The organism is Streptomyces sp. NPDC001270, from assembly GCF_042896695.1.
Lineage (GTDB): Bacteria > Actinomycetota > Actinomycetes > Streptomycetales > Streptomycetaceae > Streptomyces.
The window spans coordinates 277576-300658 of the sequence record NZ_JBIAXM010000009.1; the positions used below are offsets into that span (position 1 = coordinate 277576).

Below are 23083 nucleotides of genomic sequence, written 5' to 3' on the forward strand. Positions count from 1 at the left end.
CCCGGGCCGGCGGACAGGCAGTGCCGTGGGGCGGTGGCCGGCCGGTCCCGCCCCACGGCCGAGGTGACCGATTCCGAGCTCGAAGTGCGGGCGGCACGGACGGGCGGCCCGTGCCGCCCGCGCTGTGCCGCCCGCGCTGTCCATCCCCGATCCGAGGAGACAGACAGTTGAGTGCCAGAGGGAGAACCGCGGCCTTGTGGCGCGGTGTGACAGCCGCGCTGACAGCGCTGCTGCTGGTCCTGGGCGCCGAGTCGCGCCCGGCGACCGCGGCCGCGGAGGACGAACCGCCCTTCGACCGGGCGGACGTCGTGGAGGCGTGGAAGTACGGCGGCCCCGGCGTGAAAGAGGCCGCCGCGGCGGCCCTGCTGGGGTCCGACGACGACATCCAGACCTTTATGACCCAGGACATGCCGGACATCTGGGAGGACGACCTGCGGGTGCAGGTCGCGCAGGTCATGTCGCTGGGCGGGCCCAGCGTGCGGGCGGCGGCCGGCACGGCGCTGAGCGGCGGCGCCACGGAACTCCAGGCGTTCCTGAACGAGAACTACGAGCCCGCCTACGAGGACGACCTGCGGGTCGAGGTCGCCACGGTGATGGCCACCGGCGGCCCGAGCGTGACGGCGGCCGGCAGCGCGGCGCTCGACGGCACGTCGGACGACCAGGAGGCGTTCCTCCAGAGCGGCCAGTACGCGGCCCGCGAGGACGACAACCGGGTGCAGGTCGCCCGGCTGCTGGCCGGCGGCGGTACGAACGTGAAACTGCTGGCCGGGCAGGCGCTGGACGGGACGGCCGACGACCTGGAGGAGTTCCTCGACCACGGCTGGGAGGTCGCGGCGGCCCGGGACCAGGAGACGCTGACGGTCTCCCAGCTGGCGGATCTGGCCGACACGGCGCGCAAGCGGGCCGCCGAGCTGACCGAGACGGCGAAGGAGCAGGCGGCCAAGGCCGAGGCGGCGACGAAGGCGGCCAAGGCGGCGGCCCTGGAGGCGGCGCAGGAGGCGCAGGCGGCGAAGGACTCCGCCGGGAAGGCCGCGGCCGCGGCGTCCCGCGCGGCGGCGGCAGCCGACCGGGCCGCGCAGTCCGCGCGTACGGCGGTGGCGGCTGCCGCGGCCGCGAACGAGACGGCACGGGTCGCGGCGACCGCCGCGGCGCAGGCCGCCTACGCCGCGAGCAAGGCCGGCGGAGCCGCCTCGACGGCCCGGTCGGCCGCCGCCGCGGCGGCCGGTGACGCCGCTCAGGCGGCGCAGGCGCGGCAGGCCGCGCAGAAGGCGCGGGACGCCGCGAAGGGCGCCAAGAAGGCGGCGGACGCCGCCGACCAGGCGGGTGTCGCGGCCGACAACGCGGCGAAGGCGGCCGGGGCCGCGGCCGCCGCGGGGATGAACGCGGCGGCGGCAGCCGCCGCCGCCGCGGACGCCGACCGGTGGGCCGTGGAGGCCGGTGCGCAGGGCACGAAGGCCGCCGCGGCGGCGGCGCGCGCCAAGCGCCTGGCGGACCAGGCGTCCCGGGCCGCGGCCAGCGCCCAGGCCAACGCCAACCAGGCGGCGGTCGCGGCCCGGCAGTCCCGGGACGCGGCCAACGACGCGGCAGCACACGCCGAGGCCGCCGCGACGGCCGCCGACAAGGCCGCCGACGAGGCGGGCCACGCGGTCGACGCCGCGGCGGCGGCCACCGCGGCGGCCAACGCGGCGACGGAGTCGGCGAACAACGCGACGAAGGCGGCCGACCAGGCGGCGGGCGTGATCGACCTGGCCCGCAAGGCCGACGCGGAGCGGCTGGCCCAGCAGCAGGAGGAGGCCGTCCTCGCCGCCGAAGAGGCCAACGCGATGTACGAGGCGAAGCAGGCCGAGCAGAAGTACGAGATCGGCAAGCTGGCGGAGCTGGACGCGCAGACCAGGACGCTGGTGACGGAGGCGGCGGCGTCCTCGGACCCGGCGGTCACCGCGGCCAAGGGCCGGCAGGCGGCCCTGAACCTGATGGGCGGCGGCACCTGGGTGAGCGACGCCGCGGAGACCGCCCTGTCCGGCGACGACGCCGAGGTCGGCGAGTTCGTGCGGACCCGGCTCGCGGTGGCCATGGAGCAGGACGACCGGGCCGGCGTCGCCCACATCGCGGCCACCACCACGATTCCCGCGCAGCAGCAGGCCGCCCTCGACGTGCTGGACCAGCCCGTCGAGCAGGTACGGGAGTTCCTGCGCACCCGCGCCTACCCGGGCAAGGAGGACGACGACCGGGTCGCGGCGGCGAAGATCGCCTCCGAGGGCGGGCCCGGGGTGAAGGCCGCCGCGAGCAAGGCTCTCGACGGAACGCCCGCGGACGTCGTCGAGTTCCTGGAGCGGGGACAGTACGCGGTGCGCGAGGACGACGACCGGGTCTCCGTCGCCCAGGCGCTGGCCACCGGTGGCCCCGAGGTGCAGGCAGCCGCGCAGGCGGCGCTGTCCGGCCCGCCGGACGGTCTGCGCACCTTCCTGGAGATCGGCCTGTACAAGGCGCGGCAGCGGGACGCCAACGCGGCGGCCCACATCGCCGAGGTCAACACGCTCCTCCAGGCGGCGTACAAGTCGGCGTCGCTGGCGCAGAAGGACGCGGCGCTGGCGCAGAAGCTGGCCGCCGAGGCCCGCAAGAACGCCGCGGAGGCCGTCTCCTGGGCGAACAAGGCCCAGCAGTCCGCCGACCAGGCGGCGGGCTACGCGAAGCAGGCCGACGCCTCGGCCGACCAGGCCGCCAAGTCCGCGGCCGACGCGGCCGAGTCGGCCCGCACCGCCCAGGACGCGGCGGCCTCGGCGCAGAACGCCGCGCGGTCCGCGGCGCACTCCGCCGAACGGGCCGAGCACTCCGCCGCGGTCGCCGGTGACTACGCCTACGAGGCGGGCATCTCCGCGTACCAGGCCGGGATCTCCGCGGAGGCCGCGGGCAAGGACGCCACGGCCGCCGCGGCGGCGGCCACGGACGCCATGAAGATCGCGGCGGACAAGCTGGTGGCGGAGCTGAAGGCGCAGATCGAGGAGGAGGCCCAGCAGACCAGCAAGCCGCTGTCGGACGACGAGCTGCGCAGGTCGCTGGAGAAGCGGCTCGTGGAGTACCGCAGCCAGTACGTCATCGGCAACGAGGACTGGAAGTCCGGTGACGTCCTGCTCGTCTGCGGCGGTGACGGCGCCGGCGGCATGGGCTGCATCAGCAGCACCTACCTCGACCGTCTCATCGCCTGGTACGTGGGCGCCGACGAGATCGAGAAGTGCCTCACCGGCAAGTCCCTGACCTGCCTGGACGATCTCGCCCTCAGCGCCCTGAAGTTCAAGTTCCTCAAGCGCTCGCCCTGCGGCAAGAGCAGTTTCGTCCCGGGCACCCGGGTGCTGCTCGCCGGTGGCGGCACCAAGGCCATCGAGGACGTCCAGGTGGGCGACCGGGTGGTGGCCACCGACCCGGAGACCGGGCGCACGCGGGCCGAACCGGTCGCGGACACCATCACCAGCCGCGGGGCGAAGAACCTGGTGACGGTGACGGTTCCCGCGGCCGGCGCGGGCAGGGGCGGGAGCGTCACCGCCACGGACAAGCACCAGTTCTGGGCGGCGGACTCCGGCTCCTGGACCGAGGCGGCGGACCTCGCCCCGGGCACCCGGCTGCGGACGCCGCAGGGCGCGCGGGTGCCGGTCGGCGCGGTGAGCGAGCGGGCGGCCCCGGACCAGCGGGTCCACAACCTGACGGTCGCCGAACTCCACTCGTACTACGTGCTGGCGGGCGGCACGCCCGTCCTGGTGCACAACGACAGGTGCCCCAACGGCCGGCTGTCCGACAAGCTGCCGAAGGGCATGAGCAACGAGATCGCCGCGGCCTACGACCTCTACAAGGAGGGCAAGCTCGTCTCGCACGACGTCTACCAAGGCATCGAGTGGCCGAAGTGGGCGGGAGCCCGGGAGTACGCGGTTCCGGGCGCCGCCGACAACGAGCGGATCCTGGTGAAGACCCTGCCGAACGGGATCGAGATGATCGGCTGGACGTCGACCCACTACAAGAAGATCCAGCGGTTCACGGCCCCGCACTTCCCTGACTGGGGCTGGAAGAAGTAGCAACACGGCTCGGGCGGCGGCGAGTTGAATGCGCGTGCAGTATCGTCTGTGGTTCGGCGATACCGGTACCGGATTCGGCTCGCCCCGTCCGGGCTTTCGCGCAGGACCGGCGCCCCGTGAAGGGATCGGAAAAGACGACGTGGAAGCCAAGGATGCGAACGGTTCGGAAAACCTTCCCTTTCGACTGGTCGACAAGCAGTCGCAGACCGTGCTGCTGACGGCCGAGGACATTCTCGGTTTCTTCGTCGCCCCCGATCAGATCCCTCCTGACCTGGTCACCTTCACCGGTGTGCAGCATCTCGGCACAGGCCGTGGAAAAACGGAGGAAGCCGAATTGCAGGTGGTCGACCGGCACGGCGATCGGATCGGCGCGTACTACCTCGGCCGGGTCAGGGCAGCCCGCTCTCGCACGCCCGACATGAACGACGAGCGGACTACGGAAGTGCCGTACGACTTCTTCGGATTCACCGAGGAGTTTCCCGAGGCCGGTCGGATCTGGAAGAGATGGGCGGGCGGGGGCCCGGTGGAGTCCGGCGAATGGGCGCGCGTTCCCGCCGACTGGCAGGAGAGCTGGCTGCACGTCGTACAGACCTCGTGGTTCACCACCGGCCGGCGGGCCACCCGCTACCGGGGCGGCGGGACGGTGGTGCTGGACGGCTCGCTGATCACCGGCAGGGACGCCTTCTACTGCGCCCTGGGCGAGGCGGCCAACGGCCCCAGGGGGTACTTCGGCTCCAACCTGGACGCCCTCTTCGACTGCCTGCGCACAGCGCGGGCCGACGGGACCGCGCCGTTCGACCTGGTGTGGCGGGAGCAGGCGGCGTCCCGTGCCGCGCTGGGGGCCGACTTCACCGGCGCGGTGCTCGCTCTGCTCGCGCAGTGCGGCGTGCCGGTGCGCACCACCGGCTGAATGCCCCGTCCCGCGCGAGTCCGGGTGCCGTCGTCCCCGTAGGGGCCCCGGGGAACGGGACCCCTCCGGTGTACGGGGGTCAGCGGGGCGGGCAGCCGAACCAGTTCACCGTGCCCTTCTCGGACGTGTAGCCCATGCAGCTGAGGGTCTTCTTGCGCAGGGTCTCGGTCCGGCTGACCCCTCCGTCCAGGTAGTCCGACTTGTAGTCGGGCTGTGCGAGGTTGTCGATCTCGACGACGTACCAGCGGCGCTTGTCCTTCGGCAGGTCGCAGCCGTGGGCGGTCAGGTTGCGGCTGGGCCCCTCGCTCCACAGGGGCCGCTCGGCACGGTCGCAGTGCACACGGACGCGGCCGGCGGCGTCGGCGGTGCCGACGCCGGTGCCGAGCAGGGCCGTGGCGCCCGTCGCCACCGCCGCGGCAGCGCCGAGCAGGCGCTTCAGGGTGAGGTTCATCGATTGGTCCTCCTGCCAGCTGTGGTGACGGCCCGGAGTCGCCGAATCACCGAGTGCATTTATCACACTTATCCGGAAAATCCGGTAGCCGACAGCGCAGTCACCCGGCCCGGTGACGCGGGTGCTGCCAATGCAGCAGGCGCACACCACGCCCGCGCGGCGGGGAGGACCGGCACCGAGGACCGGCACGGGGCAGCGCACAAGGGGTGCTGCTCAAGAAGTGCCGCTCAGGGGTTGCTGCTGGGGATCACGCAGTTCTTTGGCTGTGCCCGGCCGGTGGGCCAGCCGAGGCCGACGAACTTCAGCGTGCCCCGGCCCTTCTGACTCGGATCCAGCTCGACCACCGCGACCGGTTTGTCGTACGAGTTCCCGCCGCTGGTCAGGCAGATCAGGCCGCTCGTGCCCTGCACCCGGTGCCGGGACTGGAGCTGCGGCCACTCCCGGCCGACGTCCGCCAGGGTGGGCACCGTCCTGGCGGTGCCGCTCTGCACCTGGTGCAGTGCCGTGCCGATGGTGACCAGGCCGTCGTACACGAGCATCGTCCGGGAGTCCTTCAGGTCCGGGACGGACCCGAGGTCCGTGCCCGCGCGGCGCGTGGTCTCGATCAGCTTCTCCAGCCGGTCCAGGGCCGCCTTGGGCTCGGTGAGGTACTGGGGCAGCTCGTCCGCGGTGGGCTCACGGTGATGGTCCGCCTCCCACTGGGTCTTCCAGGCGGTCAGTTCGGTGGTCCAGGCGTCCGGGTGCGCGGGGGCGGCGTACTGCACCGTCACCTTCGCCGCGCCGTCCGCGCCGCGCAGCTGCGCCCAGTCCTTGTCCGTCATGGCCTGCTGGAGCGAGGCCGCGTCCGAGCCGCTGATGATGGTGTAGTGCCGGTTGTCGCACCCGACCGCGGCGAGCTTGAGCGCGAAGATCCGCAGGTGCAGCGTGCGCCCCGCGAAGTAGACGGTGTCGGCCTGCGAGTCGCAGATGTTGTTGGCTATCTGGGTGAACTGGTTGCCGGTCGAACCCGCCTCGTCGATCGCCGGGGACTCGAACGGCATCGCGGCGGGACCGGGCGGGCCCTTCTCCTCGATCCCGCCGAACGCCTTCGCCAGCGATTCGACGTAGCTGTCCTGACGTGTGTCGTGGACCAGCACCGTCCTGCGGTTCTCCCGGCCCCGTTCCCCGTTGAAGTTGGCCAGCGCCTGGGACGCGTCGTAGTTGGTGGGGATGATCCGGGCCAGGCCGGGGAAGCGCGGCTTCGCCATGCCGTCCGGCCCGTCCTCGTTCGCTATCCGGTCCCCGCTGATCCGGGAGGCGAGCACCGGAATCCGGTGTTCGGTCAGCCGCCTGACGGCCTGCTCCGTCGTGTCGAGGCTGAGGTTGAAGCCGGTGACGGCGCGCAGCCGGTCCTCGGACGAGTCGGCCATGCGCAGCAAGGTGTCCACGACCGTGGACTGGTGGGCGTAGTCCCGTCCCGGGTTGGCCAGCACCAGCCGGATCTTCGGCGGTTCCCCCTCGCCCTCATTGGCCTCCAACTGCCCGAGGTAGGCGCCCTGGAGGTCGCTGCGCATCTGCCGCCGCAGCGCGGCCTGGTCCGACTGGAGCGGCAGCATCACGGCCACCGTCACATGGGGCTGGCCCTCGATCTTCTCGTTCTGCCGGGCGATGGCCCGGGCCACGGCGGAGATCTCCGGGGTGCCGAAGTCGTAGCCCGCGCCGTCGACGCCTATGCACTCACCGCCGATCCGTTCGACCCCCTTGTGGCAGGTGTCCGGCCGTTGCAGGAAGGACCAGCCGAACCAGCCCACGGCCACGGCCGCCACCGCGACCAGCAGCGTGTAGAGGAACTTCTTCCACCTGGGCATCCCGTCATCTCCTTCGGCCGAGCTGATCGGTGCAGGCGCAGCGCAGCAACGGCTGCTCGTTCTCCGCCAGGCCGCTCCAGTCGGTGGCCGTCCTGCCGAGTTGTCCGGCGCCGTCGAACTCCATGATCGAGAGAAGGTCCAGCAGCTTGGCCAGGGTGCGGGCCGTCTCCCGCCCGGTCGGCCTGGTCCGCTCCTCGCACAGCCACACCGCGTGCAGCAGTTGGTCGACCGTGCGGCGCAGCGCCGGTCCCGCCACCGCCACCAGGCCCCGGGCACGCTCCCGGCGGGTGTCCGCGCCGCCCGGATACGGCGCCTGGGCGATCTCCAGGAGTTCCGCGCACCACTCCTCGGGCCGGCCGGGCAGCGTGGCGGCCAGGTAGCGGACCACGTCGTCCGCGCCGCCGGACACCAGGTGGTGGTTCATCCGGTGGGCGACGACCGAGCGGAACGCCCGGCCGTCCGGCGCTTCCGCGTCCGCCGCGGATCCGGTGTGCGTCGCGGATCCGGTGCCGGCCGTCCGTCCGCCGTCCCCCGTCCGTCCGCCGTCCGCCGTACGCCCCCCGTCCGCCGCGGGTCCGCCGTCCCCCGTACGGCCCGCGGCCGCCACCCGTGCCGTGTAGTGGTCCCGCAGCAGGTGGTGGTCGGCGTACCAGGCGGCGCCGTCGGGGCGCAGCCCGTACAGCCGGTGCACCAGCAGCTGGCGCAGCCCGAAGTCCCCGATGAAGTGGCGTTCGCAGCTGGGCCATCCGGTGTCGGTGAGCAGCCGCGCGACCTGGTGTGCGGTCAGCCGGTGCACGTGGCCGGACTGATGATGGCGGAGCAGGACGTCCGCGCACTCCCTGTCGTGCGCCACCGACAGGTGGGTGAGCAGGTCCAGCCACTGGTCGTGGTGCTCGGTCGGCAGCCGCACCGGCAGTTGCTCCAGCACCAGCTCCTGGAGCAGGACGTCCGCGACGGGCCGTTCGGGGACGCCGTCACCCGAGAGCCGCAGCGGGGCGTCCAGGATGTCCCGGTCGTTGGCGTCCGCCGGCATCCGGAAGGCGGCGGCCGCGGCGGCCAGCCGGATCACCGTGTGCGGCCGTCCGCCGCTCAGCCGGGCCACGGCGGCGTCGATACGGCGGCGGTTCGCGCCGCGCTCCGGCTCCGCGCGCCGCTGGACGCGCTCGGTCTCCCGGCGGAGCTGGTCACCGGTGAGGAAGGGCATCCGCAGCAGGAGCACCCCGCCGGCCAGCGGCGTCCGGTCCGCCTCCGCGTCGGCGCGCCGCGACCACTCGGGCGGCCCGCCGTCGGCGGGCCGGAACTCCGCCGGGGGCGGCACCTCACCCGGGGGCAGACCCCCGTACAGGAACGCGCCGCCGTCCGCCCGGCGCGCCGTGCCCACGATCACCACCCGGTCGCGCTGCCCGCCCCTGCGGTCGGTGAGCACCGCGCGCAGCAGTTGCTCCCCCAGCGGTGTCTCGGCGTGGTCCAGCAGCAGCGCCGGGCGGCCGACCCGGCGCAGCCAGCCGGTCGCCGACGCGTACGCCGCCTCGATGTCCTGGCGCAGCGCCCGGAACAGGAAGCTCTCCGCCAGCTCCCGCGCCTCCCCGCCGGCCTGGAAGTCGGCGGCGAGGCCGCGCAGTCCGTGTTCCGGCTGGCCGGCGGCGCCGGGATACGCGCCGTAGATCCGGGCCAGTTCCGCCCGGCCCCGGGGGGCCAGGCCGGCGAAGAGGGCGTCGAGCAGCGCAGTGCTCACCGAGGCCGCGTACGGGTCGAGGGTCTGCCCGGACAGGGTCGTCAGCAGGTTCCGGATCGCTCCGCGCAGCACACCCCGCCAGAAGTCACCCGCGCCCAGGCCGCGGAAACGCTGCTTCTGCGGCAGTTCCTCGTACCGTTCGACCTCCGCGGCGACCGCGTCCGGGGTGCCCCCCGTGACGCCGGTCGCGATCATCGCGAGGCCCGTGAAGAACCGCGGGAAGGCGAACGAACCGCCCGTCCCCTGCCACGTGGACAGCCGCCGGGCGACCTCGACCAGCGCCTCGGTGGCGGCCGAACGGGCGCCCGGCTCCGGCTCCGCGTGGTCCGCGTACACCGGCGAGGCGCAGTCCAGGTGGATCACCGGCACCTTGGTGGCGAAGGAGTCCCGGACCGCGCGCAGCAGCCGTCCCTTGCCCATGCCCGGCCCGCCGGTGAGGAGCACCACGGGAAGGTCGGGGCCGTAGAGGGGCTCCCGGCCGCCGCCCGACGGCGACCTTCCGAGCAGACGCGCGAAGAAACCTTCCTCACTCAGGAGTCTTTCCAACCCCAGGTCTTCACACACGGATCCCTCGTGGATGCTCTCCCGCCCGGGAGCGGGGTGACCGATGTGGTGGAAGGAGATTAGTGGACCATAAAGCCTTCTGTTCGGAAAACGACACTTTCAGGAAGGGAAGTTGGCGATAGTGGCCGAGCTGTTGCGCCCGGACCAGGAGTACGGCCTGGTCGCCAGTGGCCCGCCGGCCGGCGGACCCGAAAGGCGACCAGGCCGCTCGGTGTCACTCGGAGTCGGTGCGGGAGTGCGGTGCGGGAGTGCGGTGCGGGTGTGGACGGGGTCTTCAGCGGGGATGGGCCGTGAACACGTCGTGCAGGACGTCCATGTAGGCGCCGTGGCCGCTCGCGCTGGGCCAGTCCGTGGCCGACTCGGCGGCCGTGCCCTCGCCCCATTCGCTGTAGGTGACGAGGAGCTGGAAGGGCCGGGCCGGACGCCAGGGTCGACTGGCCGGCGCCCCCCGCACCGGCGCCGCCACCGGCCCGGAGCGCGGCCGCCGTCAGGGCGATCAGGGCGGGCGGGACCGGGACCAGGGCCAGGTCCGCGAGCAGCCGCTCGGCCGGCACCACTTCCTCGAACACCCCGCAGCACACCGGGCATTCACGCACGTGCCGGGCCGCCCGCTTGCGCCACAGTCCCGTCGGCCGGCCGTCCCAGCCGTGCAGCACCCGGTCGAGTGCCGGGCAGCGGGGCACCGCGGCGAGCGCGCGGACCACGCGCGCGCGACCTCCAGACGCGCCTTCATCCGCTGCACGCGGACCCCCGCCTGGGCGGGCGGGATCTCCAGTGCGGCGGCCAGTTCGGCCCGGCTCAGCTGCCCGGCGACCTCCATCCACCACACGGCGAGCAGTTCACGGTCGTCCGCGTCCAGCCAGCGCGTCGCCCCGGCGGTCTCGCGACGCTGGTCCGACAGGTGCAGTACGGCTGTGGAGAGGTCGGCGAAATCCGCCCCGGGGTCGGCCGGCTGGGCCGTCTCCACCTCCCCTTCGCCGCCGCCGGACGGCGGCGCCGCCCGCCTGATCCGCCAGTACCGGCGCACCTGCCGCATCGCGATGGCCACCAGCCAGGAGCGGAACGCGGCCGGATCGCGCAGCCGGCCCACGTCGCGGACCATCTGGAGCATGACGTCCTGGACGACGTCGTCGGTGTCGGAGGAGGCGTTCAGGGAGCGCCCCACGACGTTGTAGACGAGGGGCAGGTGGTCCGCCACGAGCGTGTCGAGCGCCCGCTGGTCGCCGGCCTGCGCGGCCCGCACGACAGCGGCTTCGGCGTCGGGTCCGCTGGGTGAGAAGTCGCTCATGCAAGGGGAGGGTCGGTCAGCGCCGTCGGCATAACAGAAAACGGCCGGGGAAATGGCGGTCGGGACCGCCGGCCCATCCTCGCATCCGGCGGGTGCCGGTGGGCGGGGCGGGGTGGCCGGACCGGGGTGGCCGAACGGGGTCGCCCCGAGGCGCGGAGGTGACCCGGGGCGCGGAGGTGACCCGGGACGCGGCCCCGCCCGGTCGGATGCCGAGGCGGGCGGGGCCGGGTCGCCCGGCTACGGCGCGGGCCGGTAGGTGACCGTGGCGCCCGGACAGGCTTCCGCCTGCTGGGCGAGCGCGTCGGCCTCGACGGAGTCGACGGTCAGGCCCCAGCGGAGCTTGGTCGCGACCCACTCCGAGGTGTAGCGGCACAGGGCGTCGGCGGACGGCGGCAGCCACTCGGCCGGGTCCTGGTCGGCCTTGCTGCGGTTCGAGGCCGCCGAGACGGCGACGAGGGAGGCCGGCGCGCCGAGGTCGTTGGCGTACGCCTCGCGCCGCTGCGCCGTCCACTGCGAGGCCCCGGAGTCCCATGCCTCGGCGAGCGGCACCATGTGGTCGATGTCGAGGGCGGAGGCCGAGGTGATCCACTTGGCGTCGTAGTACGACCACCAGCGCCCGCCCGAGAGCTTGCAGCCGGGGAGGATCTCGGGCGGCTCGACCGCCTCGGCGATGAGCACCTCCGCCCGGGTGTTGCAGCCGTCGGAGGGGTTCGCGCCCGCGTTCCAGTGCTTGAAGCTGGTGCGCTGGTAGCCGTCGCGCGCCTCCGCGGCCAGCGGGAGGATCTGCACCGCGGCCGTCATCGGGAGGGTCTGCGGCTCGGTGGATCGTTCATGCGCCTGGGCCGTGGCGGGTACCGCGAGGGACAGGAGAAGGGGAGCGGCCGTGAGGGCGGCCCGCCTGAGAAGAGTGATCACGCATCGCAGAATTGACCGCATTTAACTCGTTCGAGCGTATCGACTCGAACGAGTGCGCCAGATGGATGTCTGAGTTCACCATACGGGTGTGCCGGTTGCCGCCCTTTGGGACCGTGGTGGCCGTCCGCGGCCGGGATCCGGCCGACGGCGGGTCAGCGGAGCGCGACGACGACGCAGCTGTCGCCGTACTGCCAGACGGCGCCCGCCCGCCGGAAGCCCGCGCGGCGCAGCAGGCGGACATGGTCGGACAGGGAGAGGCGGGCCGCGCTGTCGGTGCCGCCGGCCGGCTGCCGGCCGTGGCGTTCGGCGAGCAGGTCGGCGAGTTCGGGCTCCTCGGCGGCGGCCGTCCACCAGGCGCCCCAGTCCTCGTGGGCGAAGGCCCGCTGCCGCTCGGCCCGGCGCCGCCCCACGGAGGCCGCCAGTTCGGCGAGCAGGGAGTCGTCCTGCGGGAGGTGGTCGCCGTTGACGAGGACGCCGCCGGGCCGCAGCAGTGCGGCGAGGTCCCGGTAGACGCGGTGCAGGGCGGCCGGGCGCAGATAGTGCAGGGCGGTCGTGGAGACGGCCGCGTCCAGCGGGCCGCCGAGGGCCAGCGCCCGCGTCCAGCCGTCCTCGCCGATCACCGTGTCGACGTAGCGGGCCGCGTCGGGGTGGTGGGTGCGGGCCAGTTCGAGCAGCAGGGGATCGCGGTCCACGGCCACGATCTCCGCGTACGGCAGCCGGTCCGCCAGCCGGGCCGCCAGCGAGCCGGGGCCGCAGCCGAGGTCGACGACCACGGGCCGGTCCGTGCGGCCCGCGGTGACGTGCTCGACGACGTCGGCGATCACCGTGAAGCGGTCCTCGCGGTCGACGGCGTACCGCCGCTGCTGGAGTTCCCAGCGTGCCACCCATTTCCCGGCCGTCGCCAGGCTCAGTCCCATCGGGTCGTGCCACCTTGCCGTCTCGCGCCCGCAGCCCTGTTCTTCTCCAGCACCCTACAGGTGGAAACGGTTTCCATTACATTCGGTCGCCCGCGTCGCTGACGCCCTGTCACCCGAGCGTGGCAAGGACCGACAGCAGCCGGTCGATCTCCTCGACGGTGTTGTGGACGTGCAGACTCACCCGCACCGACTCGCTCCGCTCCCCCGCGCTGCCCTGGCAGTGCTGGTCGCAGCGGACCATGAAGCCGTGGCTGAAGAGGATGAACCCCAGGTCGCCGGAGCTGATCCCGCGGTGCCGGAAGGTGACGATGCCCCGGCGCCGCTGGACGGGTGAGTCGGCGGTCAGGCTGGTCCGGCAGCCGACGACCTCGTACGCGTCCAGACGGCTCAGCCCGTCCGTGAGCCGGGCCCCCAGGGCGACCGTCCACCGTTCGATCCGGTCCGTGCCCGCGGCCCGCAGCCAGTCCAGCGCGGCGGCCAGCGAGACGATGCCGACGGTGTTGGGCGTCCCGGACCAGCCGCCCGGGGTGAACGCCGGGCCGCGCGCCTGCCGGGCCCAGACCGCTCCCGTACCGGGCAGGGCCAGCGCCTTGTGCCCGGAGAAGGCGACGAAGTCGACGTCCAGGTCCGCCACGGACACCGGCACGTGCCCGACGCTCTGGGCGGCGTCCAGGCAGATCACCGCGTCCGGGCCGACCGCCTCCCGGATGCGGTGCACGTTCATGTCGCCGCCGTAGACGTGATGGACGTGGGTGACGGCGACGAACCGGGTCCGCGGCCCGGCGAGACGGGCGAGGGCGGTGTGGTCGTAGTCGCCGGACGCCTGCTGGTAGGGCATCTCGACCACCCGGACGTGCACGCCCTGCCGGGCCAGCAGCCGCTGGGTCTCCGTCCAGGGGTCGATGTTGGCCCGGTGGTCGGCGACCGGTACGACGATCTCGTCGCCGTCCGCCAGGAAGTCCGGCAGCCAGTCGCGGGCAATGGTCCGCAGCCCCTCGGTGGTGCCGCTGGTGAAGTGCACGGCCGACTGTCCGGGCGCCGGATCGGCCAGGAACTCCCGGATGCGGTCACGGGTCTGCTCGACCAGGGCCGTGGTGCGGTTGGCCCACGGATAGGTGCCGCGGCCCGCGTTGGCGTTGGTGGTGGTGAGGTAGGTCTGCACGGCGTCGAGGACCGGCTGGGGCTTCTGGGCGGTGGCCGCGCTGTCCAGGTAGGCCAGGTCCGGGTGGGCGGTGACGATCGGGAACTGGGCGCGCAGCGCGCGCTGCCACTCCGTCAACTCCACGACGGCCGATGTGAGTTCGTGGTTGGTGGTCATCATTCGGTCAGTCCCGTACCAGGGGCGCGCCCGCGTCCCGCCAGGCGATGATGCCGCCGGCCAGGCTGCGCACGTCCGGGTGGCCCATCCGGGTCAGCAGCGCGGCGTAGCGGGCCGACTGCTCGCCGACCGGGCAGGCCAGCAGCACCGGACGGCTGCGGCTGAAGGGCAGGCCGCCGCGCACGAGTTCCGCGAAGACCTCGTCGACGATGTTGACCGAGCCGTCGATGTGCAGGGCGGCGAAGGCGTAGGGGCTGCGCAGGTCGACCACGAGGGGGGCGCCGCCGGCGATCCACGCCTGGGCGTCGGGGACGCCGACGGCGGGCGCCGCCTGGATCTCGGCCGCGGTGAGATCGGCCGCGGAGTTGGCCCGGCGGGGCCGCCCGAACAGGTCGGGGCGCCGTTGCCGTACGTAGCTCAGATAGCTCTCGACGCGGTCGCAGACGATGAAGACGGCGGTCCGCCGCTCGGCCGACTCGGTGTCGACGGCCCTCAGCCGGCGGACCGCACCGAAGTAGGCGGCGCCGGAGGTGGGTCCGGCCAGGATGCCGCAGCGGCGGTTCAGGGTGAGCATCCCCTCGATCGCCTCGTCCGAGTTCACCGGCTCGATCGAGTCGTAGGTGCCGGGGTCGAACAGGCCGACCTGGTGGGCCTCGTCGATGGTGCGGATGCCGGGGATGAAGTCGGACTTGGCCGCGACGAGGCCGACCACCCGCACGGCGGGATCGTGTTCGCGCAGGGCGCGGGCGACGCCGGTGGAGGAACCGGCGGTGCCGACGCAGGCGATGAACCAGTCCGGGGCGCGGCCGTCCAGGTCCTTGACGATCTCCGGTCCGGTGCCGGTGAGGTGGGCCTCGACGTTGCGCGGGTTGAAGTACTGGTCGGTGTGCAGATAGGTGCTGCCGGGCTCGGTCAGGGTCCGGTGGAAGAGGGTCAGCGGGTCGTCGGTGGCGGTGGGGTCCAGGCACTCGCTCTGGCCGGGCAGTTCCTCGATCTCGGCGCCGAGCAGCAGGAGCAGGTCCTTGATCTCCGGGACCCGCATCCGGTTGGTGACGCTCTTGAAGGTCAGGCCGTGCATCCCGGCGAGGACGGCCAGCGCCTTGGCGGTGTTGCCGCTGGACAGTTCGACGACCTGGCTGCCGTGTGCCGCCGCGTCGGCCAGCCGCGGGCCCGCCATGTTCCAGGCGGCCCGGTCCTTGACCGACCCGAACGGGTTGAACAGCTCCAGTTTGGCGTACAGGTCGATGTGGTGCAGGCCGTGCACGGCCGGGTCGATGCGCACCAGCGGTGTGTTGCCGATGGCCTCGGTGATGCTGTCGTACCTCACTGCGCTCCCCCCATGTCGTACCCGATCGCGGCCGGGGACGTCGTCGGCCAGTACTGGTCGTCCAGGCACCAGCGCCATCCGCCGTCCTCCTGCCAGGCGGCGGCCTTGCGCGCGACCGGCTGCCGCTGGGCGTGCGTGGCGTGGAAGTCCATGCAGTACCCGGCGGTGTTGGCGAAGGCCAGCAGGTCGCCCGGCGCGGGCCGGACCGGCAGGAAGACCGTCCGGCGGGTGATCAGGTCGGTTTCCAGGCACAGCGTGCCGAAGAGATGGACGGCTACGGGTTCCGCGGCCGGGCCCCCAGGGGCGGTGACCGGGCCCATGACCACCCCTGCCCGGCCCCTGCCCCGGTCCCGGGGGACGACGACGGGGTCCATCAGCACCCCGTGCTCCTCAAGGCCCACGTCGTCGGCCTTCGCCGCGAGGCGTACGAGGAGTTCGCCGCCGGCGCTCTCCGGCTCGCGCACCTCCAGCACCCGGGCCAGGGTCACCCCGCACTGGTCCAGCAGGGCGCGGCCCGGCTCGATGTGCAGGTCGTACAGGTGGTCGAGGAGCAGTGCGGCCAGGGTCCGGCCGCCGAAGGACGCGGCCGGGTGTGTGAGCAGTTCGTCGAGGTAGCGCGGCCCGGCGACCGGACGGTGGGCGGGGTAGAGGCCGAGCGACCCGCGGATCGTGCCGGCCTCGTTGCGCAGCCCGTAGCCGTGCCCGCCCCAGGTCAGCGGCGGGCGGGTGCCCAGGACGGCGGCGGTGAGCGCGGTCGTGTACCGCGCCCACTGCTCGCCGTCGGCCAAGTAGTCGACGCCGAAGCCGCCGCCGATGTCCACGACCGACGGCCGCATGCCCCTGTCGCGGCACTCCTCCAGCACCTGCAGACAGCCTTCGAGGGCCGTCGCCTTCTCGGCGAGGCTCGTGGTGTCCAGGTGGTAGGCCACGCCCGTCAGCTCCACGGCGTCGGCGTGCCGTTCGACGGCCGCCAGCAGCGCCTGCCGCTCCCGCACGGGCGTTCCGAACCGGCTGCGCCGGCTCAGCGTCCGCACGCCGGACGACTCGAACCCCGACAGCCGCAGCAGGATCCGCGTCCGTGGCAGCGCGTGCTCGCGCACCAGCGCGGCCAGGTGCTCCAGTTCGCCGTGGCCGTCGAGCGCGACGGTGACCGAGGTGCGCGCGGCCAGCCACAGGAACTCGGGGTTCTTCGGGCCGGTGGCCGTGATCCGGTCCGGGGTGAAACCGGCGCCGAGCGCGTGCTGCAACTCCCCGAGCGAGGCGACGTCCACACCGGCGTCGGTGGCCGCGAGCCGCCGCAGCAGGGCGCTGGACCGATTGGCCTTGTGCGCGAACAGCACCTGACCGGACAGATGATGCCGACCGTACACCGACCGGAACTGTTCCAGATTGGCGGAGAGTTGATCGGGCACGACCACGTTCAGCGGGGAGCCGAGGGCGTCGACAAGGGTGTGCAGGAGTCCGGGTGAGTCCAGCAGCGAGGACAGCCGTTCGCCCAACCGCGGTACGAGATACAAGGGCTGCCCGCCCATACCCGGCCCCTCCCCCAGCATGTCGGGCCCGGCATCCCGGGCACGGCCGCTCACTCCCCGCGGTTCGCCGTGTAGCCCCCTTCCCGCCGCCCGGTCGAATTACTCCGGGAAACCCCGAAAGCGGGCGGAAAGCGAATGGTTCTTGTCAGATCTGGGCGGGGTGTGGCGGGGACCGGGTGCGCGTCCGAACGGGGTGTGAGCGAGCTACGGGGCATCGAGAAGGCCCCGCCGGTCCGGAGGAGAGGAACGGCGGGGCCCGGGGTGCGCGGTTCTAGAGTTCGGCAGACCGGGCGAGAGCGACCAGTCCGGCGAATGCACGGGTGGAGACCACATTGACACTGCGCTGGCTGCGGAGTGCAGCGCTGTGGATCGCGGACCGGCTCGACCCCGGCCCCGAGCGGTCGGCGTGGGTGCGGCCGGCCATGCGGCAGGTACCCGTGCCCGTACCCCACTGCCCAACCGAACTCCGCGTCTGGGCCACGGATCCCGACGAGCAGCGCGCGGCACGCGACCAGATCAAGAGCGGGCACCCGCTGTTCGTCCAGGTCCCGGACGTGGATGGCACGTTCACTCTGTCCGTTCGGCCCGCGCGGTGGTAGCCGTCGGCCCGCCCCCCAGTTCGCTGAGTGCGCGGAGTTCGTCGGGCGACAGGTCGGGGCGGGCTTGCAGCGCCGTGATGACGAGTGCGGCCTTCTCCGTCGTCCCGTGGTCGTCCAGCCAGGCGAAGGCGAGGGTGACGGCCCGCCGGGCGTCCGCGGCAGGCAGGTCGGGCCGGGCCAGCAGCGGGCCGAGGACGAACCGGGCGCGTGCGGCGGCGGCGTGGTGGGCGAGCCAGGTGAAGGCGGCCAGGACCGTGCGCCGGGCGTCCTCGGGGGTGAGGACGTCGTCGGACAGCAGCGGTCTGAGGACGATCGGCGCGCCGGCCGCGGTGGTGTGGCCGTCCAGCCAGGCCAGGGCCAGTGGGCGGGCCGACCGGGTGTGCTCGGCGGCGAGGTCCGGGCGGGCGAGCAGCGGGCCGAGGACGAACCGGGCGCGTGGGGCGGCCGCGTGGTGGGCGAGCCAGCGGAGCGCGAGGACGGCGGACCGCTGGGCCTGGGGGTGGGTGAGGTCGGTGCGTTCCAGCAGCGGTCGCAGCACGTGCGCGACGCTCGCGGCGGCGGCGTAGCGGTCGAGCCAGGCCAGGGTGGTGGTGACGGTCCGCCGGGCGTCGTCGGCCGACAGGTCGCGGCGGGACAGCAGCGGGTCGAGGACGTGTCCGGCGCCGAAGGAGGCGCCGTGCCCCGCCAGCCAGGCGAGGGCCACGCCGACGGACCGGCCGCCCGGCCCGCCGCCGGACTCACCGCCCGACACACCGCGGGATTCGCCGCCCGACACAGCGCGGGATTCGCCGCCCGACCCGCCGCCGGACTCGCCGCCGGGTTCAGCGGCCGACTCACCGCCGGATTGGGCGGCCGGCACACCGCCGGATTCGCCGCCCGGCTCGGGACGGGTGAGCAGCGAGGCGAGTACGAACCGGGCCTCCGCCAGGGACGGGTGCGCGTCAAGCCAGGCGAAGGCGTGGGCCAGCGCGTGCCCGGCGTGCTCGTCGGTGAGGTCGGTACGGGCGAGCAGCCGCCCGAGCACGTAGGCGGCGTCGATGGTGAGGGCGTGCTGGTCGAGCCAGGTGAACGCGGCTGCGGCGGCGCGCCGGGCGTGCTCGCCGGTCAGGTCGGACCGGGCCAGCAGCGGTTTGAGGACGTAGCCGGCGCCGAGGCCGCAGGCCCGTTCGTCGAGCCAGGCGAGGGCGACGCGGGCCGACCGCTGGGCGTCCGCGGACCGCAGGTCGTTCCGGCTGAGCAGCGCCTTGAGGACGAACTGGCCCTTCGGTGCGGTGGCGTGGTGGTCGAGCCAGGTGAGGGCCGCGGTGACCGCCCGCGCCGCCGCCACGGCCGACAGGTCCCCGCGGGCCAGCAGCGGATCGAGGACGAAACCGGCACCGGGCGTGACGAGATGGTCGGCCAGCCAGGAAAGCGCCGCCTCGGCCGTCTGCCGGGCGGTCTCCGGGCCGAGGTCGGCGCGGGCGAGCAGCGGGTCCAGGACGAAACGGGCCTCCGCGGTGGCCGCGTGCCCGTCGAGCCAGACGACGGTGTGGGCGAGGGCCCGCCCGACGTCGGCGGCGCCGAGGTCGGTGCGGGCGAGCAGCGCGTTCAGCACGAACTGGGCGCTCGGGGTGGCGGCGTGCAGGTCGAGCCAGCCGAGGCCCGCCGCGACCGACCGCGCCGCCGCCACGGCCGACAGGTCCCCGCGCGCCAGCAGCGGATCGAGGACGAAACCGGCACCGGGCGTGACGAGATGGTGGTCGAGCCAGGTCAGCGCCGCGGTGGTGGCCCGCTGTGCCTGGTCGGCGGTGAGGTCGCTCCGGGTGAGCAGGGTGTTGAGGACGTACTGGGCCTTCGCGGTGGTGGCGTGGGATTCGAGCCAGGTGAGGAAGGTCGAGGCGAGCCGCCGGATGTCGTCGGTGCCGAGATCGGTGCGGGAGTCCAGGGCGTCGAGGACGAGCCGGGCCTCGGGTCCGGTGGCGTGCTCGCCGAGCCAGGCGAGCGCGGCGGGCAGCAGCCGCTGGGCGTCGGCCGGCGGGCAGTCGGGGTGGGCGAGCAGCCGGCCGAAGACGTATCCGGCGTCGGACGTGGCGGCGTGCCGGTCCAGCCAGGTGCGGGCCGCCGCGAGCCCCCGCCGGGCCTGGCCGGGGTTCAGGTCGTCGCGGCCGAGCAGGCCGTTGAGGACGTAGCCGGCGCCGGACGTGGTCTCGTACCGGTCGAGCCAGGCCACCGCGGCGCGGATCGCCTGCTGGGCGTCGGCGGCCGTCAGGTCGGGGCGGGACAGCAGCGGTTTGAGGACGTAGCCGGCGTCGCTGTCGTCGTGGTGGCCGAGCCACACCAGGGCGGCCGAGACCGCCCGCCGTGCCTCGTCCGGGGTGAGGTCGGTGCGGGCGAGCAGGGGTCTGAGGACGTATCCGGCGTCTTCGGCGGCGTGCTGGGCGAGCCAGCCGAGGGCGGCGGCGGCCAGCCGTCGCACGTCGGCCTCGGTCAGGTCGGACAGCGCGAGCAGCCGGCCGAGGGCGAACTTGGCCCGTTCGGCGCCGGTGTGCCGGTCGAGCCAGGCGAGGGTGGCACGGCTGACCCGGCGGACGTCGGCGGGGGCCAGATCGGTCCGCAGGACCAGCCGGGACAGGACGAACTCGGCGTCTACGTCGGTGGCGTGCAGGTCGAGCCAGCCGAGGGCCGCCGCGAGCACCCGCCGGGTGTCGTCGGGGTCCAGGCCGGGGTGCTGGAGCAGCCGGGAGAGGACCGACTCGGCCTCGATGCCACCGGTGTGCAGGTCGAGCCAGCCGAGGGCCGCCGTGAGCACCTGCTGGGCGTCGTCGGCGCCGAGGTCGGCGCGGGCGAGCAGCGGGCCGAGGACGAAGCGGGCCTCCGCGGTGCCGGCGTGGTGGTCGAGCCAGCCGAGGGCCGCCGCGAGCACCCGCCGGGTGTCGTCGGGGTCCAGGCCAGTGCGTACGAGCAGCGGGCCGAGGACGAACGGGGCCTTGTCGGTGATGCCGTGCAGGTCGAGGAAGGCGAGCGCGCCGCGGACCGCGCGGCCGGCCTCGGCCGGGCCCAGGTCGCCCCGGGACAGCAGGGGCCGCAGGACGTAGCCGGCGTCGGGGGCCGTCGCATGGTGGTCGAGCCAGCCGACGGCGACGGTCACCACCCGTGCGGCGTCCGCGGCGGTCAGGCCGGAGCGCGGCAGCAGGGTGCTGAGGACGTAGCCGGCGCTGTGCGTGGCGGCGTAGCGGTCGAGCCAGACGAACGCGGCGGCCAGCACCCGCCGGGTGTCGTCGACGGGCAGGTCGGTGCGGGCGAGCAGGGGCCTGATGACGTAGCCGGCGCCGGGGTGCGTGGTGTGCTGGTCGAGCCAGGCCAGGGTGCTGGTGACGACCTGCCGTACGGCCTCGGCGGGCACGTCCGTGCGGGACAGCAGCGGGCCGGTGACATAACCGGCCTCGCTGGTCAGCCCGTGGGTGTCGAGCCAGTCGAGCGCGGTGGGCACGAGCAGCAGGGCTCCGTCGCCGGGCAGGTGGCGCAGTCCGCGGTGGAGCACGTGCCGGGCGTCGCGGCCGGCGCCGTGGTCCCCGAGCCAGGGGCTGACGACCTGTTCCCAGTTGTGCACGGCGGAGCCGGACCAGGGCGGTCCTGAGCAGATGGCGCCGAGCGCGTAACCGCCGACGTCCGAGTCGTGCCGCATGAGCCGGCCGATGGCCGCGGCGTGCTCGGTGAACCAGCCGTCGAGCACCGCGGTGCTCTCGGCGGCCCGGTCCTCAAGGCCGAGGTCGCCCACGATCCGGCCGACGGTGGCGGCGTACCGGCCGACGGTGCGGGCGCTGGTGAGGCAGCCGGCGAGCAACGCGTGGGTGCCGGTGGCGTCCGGAGTGGCGGCGGATTCGGGGATCATGACCGACTCGACGAGCTGGTCGGCGACGATGTCGTGGGCGACCGACAGCACCCCGTCCCGGGTCTCCAGCCAGCCCAGCGACACCAGGGTCGCCACGATGTCGTCGGCCGCGGGCGCCCCGGCCGGGGCCCCGGCCGTCGCTGCGCGGGCGGCGGCCACCACCTCGGCGTGTTCCTGCGGGCAGGCCGCGGCGGCGGCGGCCGCGGCCACCAGGTCGTGGGAGGCGCGGGCGGGCGTGTAGGTGTCGGGGCGTCCGGGCACGGTGAGTCCGTCCTCGTACAGCCGTCTTTGCAGCCAGACGGGCAGTTCACCGCCGATCCGCAGGCCCGCCGTCTCGGGCATGGACGTCAGGCCCGCCTTGACCCGGCGTTCGATCTCGCGGGCGATCAGCAGGGCGACGATGGGGCGGTGGCCGCTGACCGCGAGCATCCGGTCCCGGCCCAGTTGCCGTACGGCCGTGGGTGCCAGCACCTGGAGGAGGTTGTCGGTGACCTGCCGCTGGAACGCGTCGTCCTGGCGCAGCTGCACCTCGTCGAACAGCTCGTGCACCAGGGCGCGGTCGGCCTTCAGCAGCCAGCCGGGCCGCGCGGAGGCGAGCAGGGCCAGGGTGATGCCCCGGCGGCGGGCCTCGGGGAGCAGGTGGTGGCGCAGCGCCAGCAGGTCGAGGCTGGTCGCGTTGAGGTCGATCACCACCAGGACGTCGCCGACGTCCGCGAAGACCTGGTCGGCTATCTGCTCGGTGATCGTCTCGCTCTGGTTGTGGGGCAGGACGTGCAGCACCCGCCAGCCCTGTTCCAGCGCGAGCCGGCCCACCTCCAGGCCGGTGCGGCTCTTTCCGGTGCCCGCCGCGCCCAGGAGCAGCACGCCGCGGTCCTCGGACATCACCAGTCTGGTGAGCAGTTTCCGCGGGGCGGCGGCGTCGTCGCTGCCCGGTGAGACGAACGGCAGCCGCTCGGGGGTGAGGTTCTTCTCGAAGTCGCTGAAGCCCTCGACGAGTTCGGCCTGGGATATGACGGCCCGCAGCCGCCGGCGCAGGGGCTCACGGGCGGGCGGGTCCAGCGGCACGGCACGGGCCGGTACGAAGTCCTCGGCGAGCACGGCGGCGAACTCCGGGTCGCGCAGCGCCTCCGCCAGGGGTTCGGCCTCCGCGCTGCCCGTCCCGGCGGCCGGCAGCCGGTGGGCCTGCACGCCGACCAGATAACGGTCGTGGGCGAACAGGGCCGTGCCGGAGACGCCCTGCCAGGCGTCCTGGCCGTCGGGTCCCCGCTCGCGCGGCAGGTGCGTGGTGATGGTGAGTCCGAGCAGCCCCGACTTCAGGTTGGAGCCGAGCCGGATGTTCCCCTCGAAGTCGCAGCTCTCGCGCCGGTCGAGACCCTCGAACCGGTCCGAGGCGGCGCGCTGCGCGAACGCCGGGAAGCCGACGCCGCTGAACGGCACGCTGCCCACCGCGTCCGGCAGGCTGCCGAAGTCGACGCGCGGTACGGAGCCGAGGCCCACGGGCACCTCGTCGAGGCGCAGCAGGGCCAGGTCCTGCCGCTTGCTCCGCCACGCGACGGTGACGGGCAGTGGATCCTTGTCCCGTCCCAACAGCACCGTGCAGGCCGGGTCGGCTTCCTGGCCGAGCAGATGCTTCACCGTGAGGATCAGCCGGGTGCTGATCCGGTAGCCCGAGCCGTACTTGTGCCCGCCGTCCCGTGCGACGAGTACCTGCGCGACCCTGCGTTTGTCGATCGGGGCCATTCAGC

14 protein-coding genes are annotated in these 23083 nt (G+C 73.9%); 3 read left to right on the plus strand and 11 right to left on the minus strand.

Annotated features, from left to right (window positions below):
• Nucleotides 1-167: 167 nt before the first annotated feature.
• Both ACFY2B_RS17845 and ACFY2B_RS17850 read left to right on the plus strand, forming a co-directional pair.
• Nucleotides 168-4064 carry a polymorphic toxin-type HINT domain-containing protein gene (locus ACFY2B_RS17845; protein WP_390764036.1) on the plus strand — a complete coding sequence of 1299 codons (3897 nt, stop codon included), beginning with the start codon at nt 168-170 and terminating at the stop codon, nt 4062-4064.
• A 139-nt stretch (nt 4065-4203) separates the two neighbouring features.
• Nucleotides 4204-4974 carry a barstar family protein gene (locus tag ACFY2B_RS17850; protein ID WP_390764037.1) on the plus strand — a complete coding sequence of 257 codons (771 nt, stop codon included), beginning with the start codon at nt 4204-4206 and terminating at the stop codon, nt 4972-4974.
• Between the two features lie 79 nt (nt 4975-5053).
• Here the strand turns inward: ACFY2B_RS17850 and ACFY2B_RS17855 are convergent, their stop codons facing one another.
• From ACFY2B_RS17855 to ACFY2B_RS17900, 10 genes are all read right to left on the minus strand, one after another.
• Nucleotides 5054-5425, minus strand: coding sequence for a hypothetical protein (locus ACFY2B_RS17855; RefSeq protein ID WP_390764038.1), 372 nt, complete (start codon nt 5423-5425; stop codon nt 5054-5056).
• A 227-nt stretch (nt 5426-5652) separates the two neighbouring features.
• The gene (locus ACFY2B_RS17860) at nt 5653-7272 is read right to left on the minus strand and encodes an ABC transporter substrate-binding protein (protein ID WP_390764039.1); all 1620 of its coding nucleotides are present in this window, start codon (nt 7270-7272) and stop codon (nt 5653-5655) included.
• A 4-nt stretch (nt 7273-7276) separates the two neighbouring features.
• On the minus strand, nt 7277-9553 hold the full coding sequence (locus ACFY2B_RS17865) for a hypothetical protein (RefSeq protein ID WP_390764040.1): 2277 nt from the start codon (nt 9551-9553) through the stop codon (nt 7277-7279).
• Between the two features lie 292 nt (nt 9554-9845).
• A complete protein-coding gene (locus tag ACFY2B_RS17870) occupies nt 9846-10025 on the minus strand; it encodes a hypothetical protein (protein WP_390764041.1) in 180 nt (59 codons plus the stop codon).
• A 42-nt stretch (nt 10026-10067) separates the two neighbouring features.
• Entirely contained in the window at nt 10068-10859 is a 792-nt protein-coding gene (locus tag ACFY2B_RS17875; RefSeq protein ID WP_390764042.1) for an RNA polymerase sigma factor, read from the minus strand.
• 237 nt (nt 10860-11096) lie between these two features.
• On the minus strand, nt 11097-11774 hold the full coding sequence (locus ACFY2B_RS17880) for an HNH endonuclease family protein (RefSeq protein WP_390764043.1): 678 nt from the start codon (nt 11772-11774) through the stop codon (nt 11097-11099).
• 152 nt (nt 11775-11926) lie between these two features.
• A complete protein-coding gene (locus ACFY2B_RS17885) occupies nt 11927-12691 on the minus strand; it encodes a class I SAM-dependent methyltransferase (protein ID WP_390764044.1) in 765 nt (254 codons plus the stop codon).
• A 109-nt stretch (nt 12692-12800) separates the two neighbouring features.
• Nucleotides 12801-14009: an aminotransferase class V-fold PLP-dependent enzyme gene (locus ACFY2B_RS17890; RefSeq protein ID WP_390764091.1), complete on the minus strand. Its 1209-nt coding sequence runs from the start codon at nt 14007-14009 to the stop codon at nt 12801-12803.
• A gap of 7 nt (nt 14010-14016) precedes the next feature.
• A complete protein-coding gene (locus ACFY2B_RS17895; protein WP_390764045.1) occupies nt 14017-15336 on the minus strand; it encodes a pyridoxal-phosphate dependent enzyme in 1320 nt (439 codons plus the stop codon).
• Nucleotides 15333-16868: a Y4yA family PLP-dependent enzyme gene (locus ACFY2B_RS17900; protein WP_390764046.1), complete on the minus strand. Its 1536-nt coding sequence runs from the start codon at nt 16866-16868 to the stop codon at nt 15333-15335. The genes ACFY2B_RS17895 and ACFY2B_RS17900 overlap by 4 nt, the downstream gene beginning before the upstream one ends.
• Nucleotides 16869-17188: 320 nt before the next feature.
• Between ACFY2B_RS17900 and ACFY2B_RS17905 the strand changes: the two genes are divergently transcribed.
• Nucleotides 17189-17467, plus strand: a complete 279-nt coding sequence (locus ACFY2B_RS17905) for a hypothetical protein (RefSeq protein ID WP_390764047.1) — start codon at nt 17189-17191, stop codon at nt 17465-17467.
• Here the strand turns inward: ACFY2B_RS17905 and ACFY2B_RS17910 are convergent.
• A complete protein-coding gene (locus ACFY2B_RS17910; protein ID WP_390764048.1) occupies nt 17436-23078 on the minus strand; it encodes a hypothetical protein in 5643 nt (1880 codons plus the stop codon). The genes ACFY2B_RS17905 and ACFY2B_RS17910 overlap by 32 nt on opposite strands.
• Between the last annotated feature and the right edge of the window lie 5 nt (nt 23079-23083).

Excerpts from the sequence above, each read along its gene's own strand:
- ACFY2B_RS17900 (WP_390764046.1), bottom strand. The coding sequence starts at position 16,868 with ATGGGCGGGCAGCCCTTGTATCTCGTACCGCGGTTGGGCGAACGGCTG.
- ACFY2B_RS17890 (WP_390764091.1), bottom strand. The coding sequence starts at position 14,009 with ATGACCACCAACCACGAACTCACATCGGCCGTCGTGGAGTTGACGGAG.
- ACFY2B_RS17885 (WP_390764044.1), bottom strand. The coding sequence starts at position 12,691 with ATGGGACTGAGCCTGGCGACGGCCGGGAAATGGGTGGCACGCTGGGAA.
- ACFY2B_RS17860 (WP_390764039.1), bottom strand. The coding sequence starts at position 7,272 with ATGCCCAGGTGGAAGAAGTTCCTCTACACGCTGCTGGTCGCGGTGGCG.
- ACFY2B_RS17875 (WP_390764042.1), bottom strand. The coding sequence starts at position 10,859 with ATGAGCGACTTCTCACCCAGCGGACCCGACGCCGAAGCCGCTGTCGTG.
- ACFY2B_RS17910 (WP_390764048.1), bottom strand. The coding sequence starts at position 23,078 with ATGGCCCCGATCGACAAACGCAGGGTCGCGCAGGTACTCGTCGCACGG.
- ACFY2B_RS17855 (WP_390764038.1), bottom strand. The coding sequence starts at position 5,425 with ATGAACCTCACCCTGAAGCGCCTGCTCGGCGCTGCCGCGGCGGTGGCG.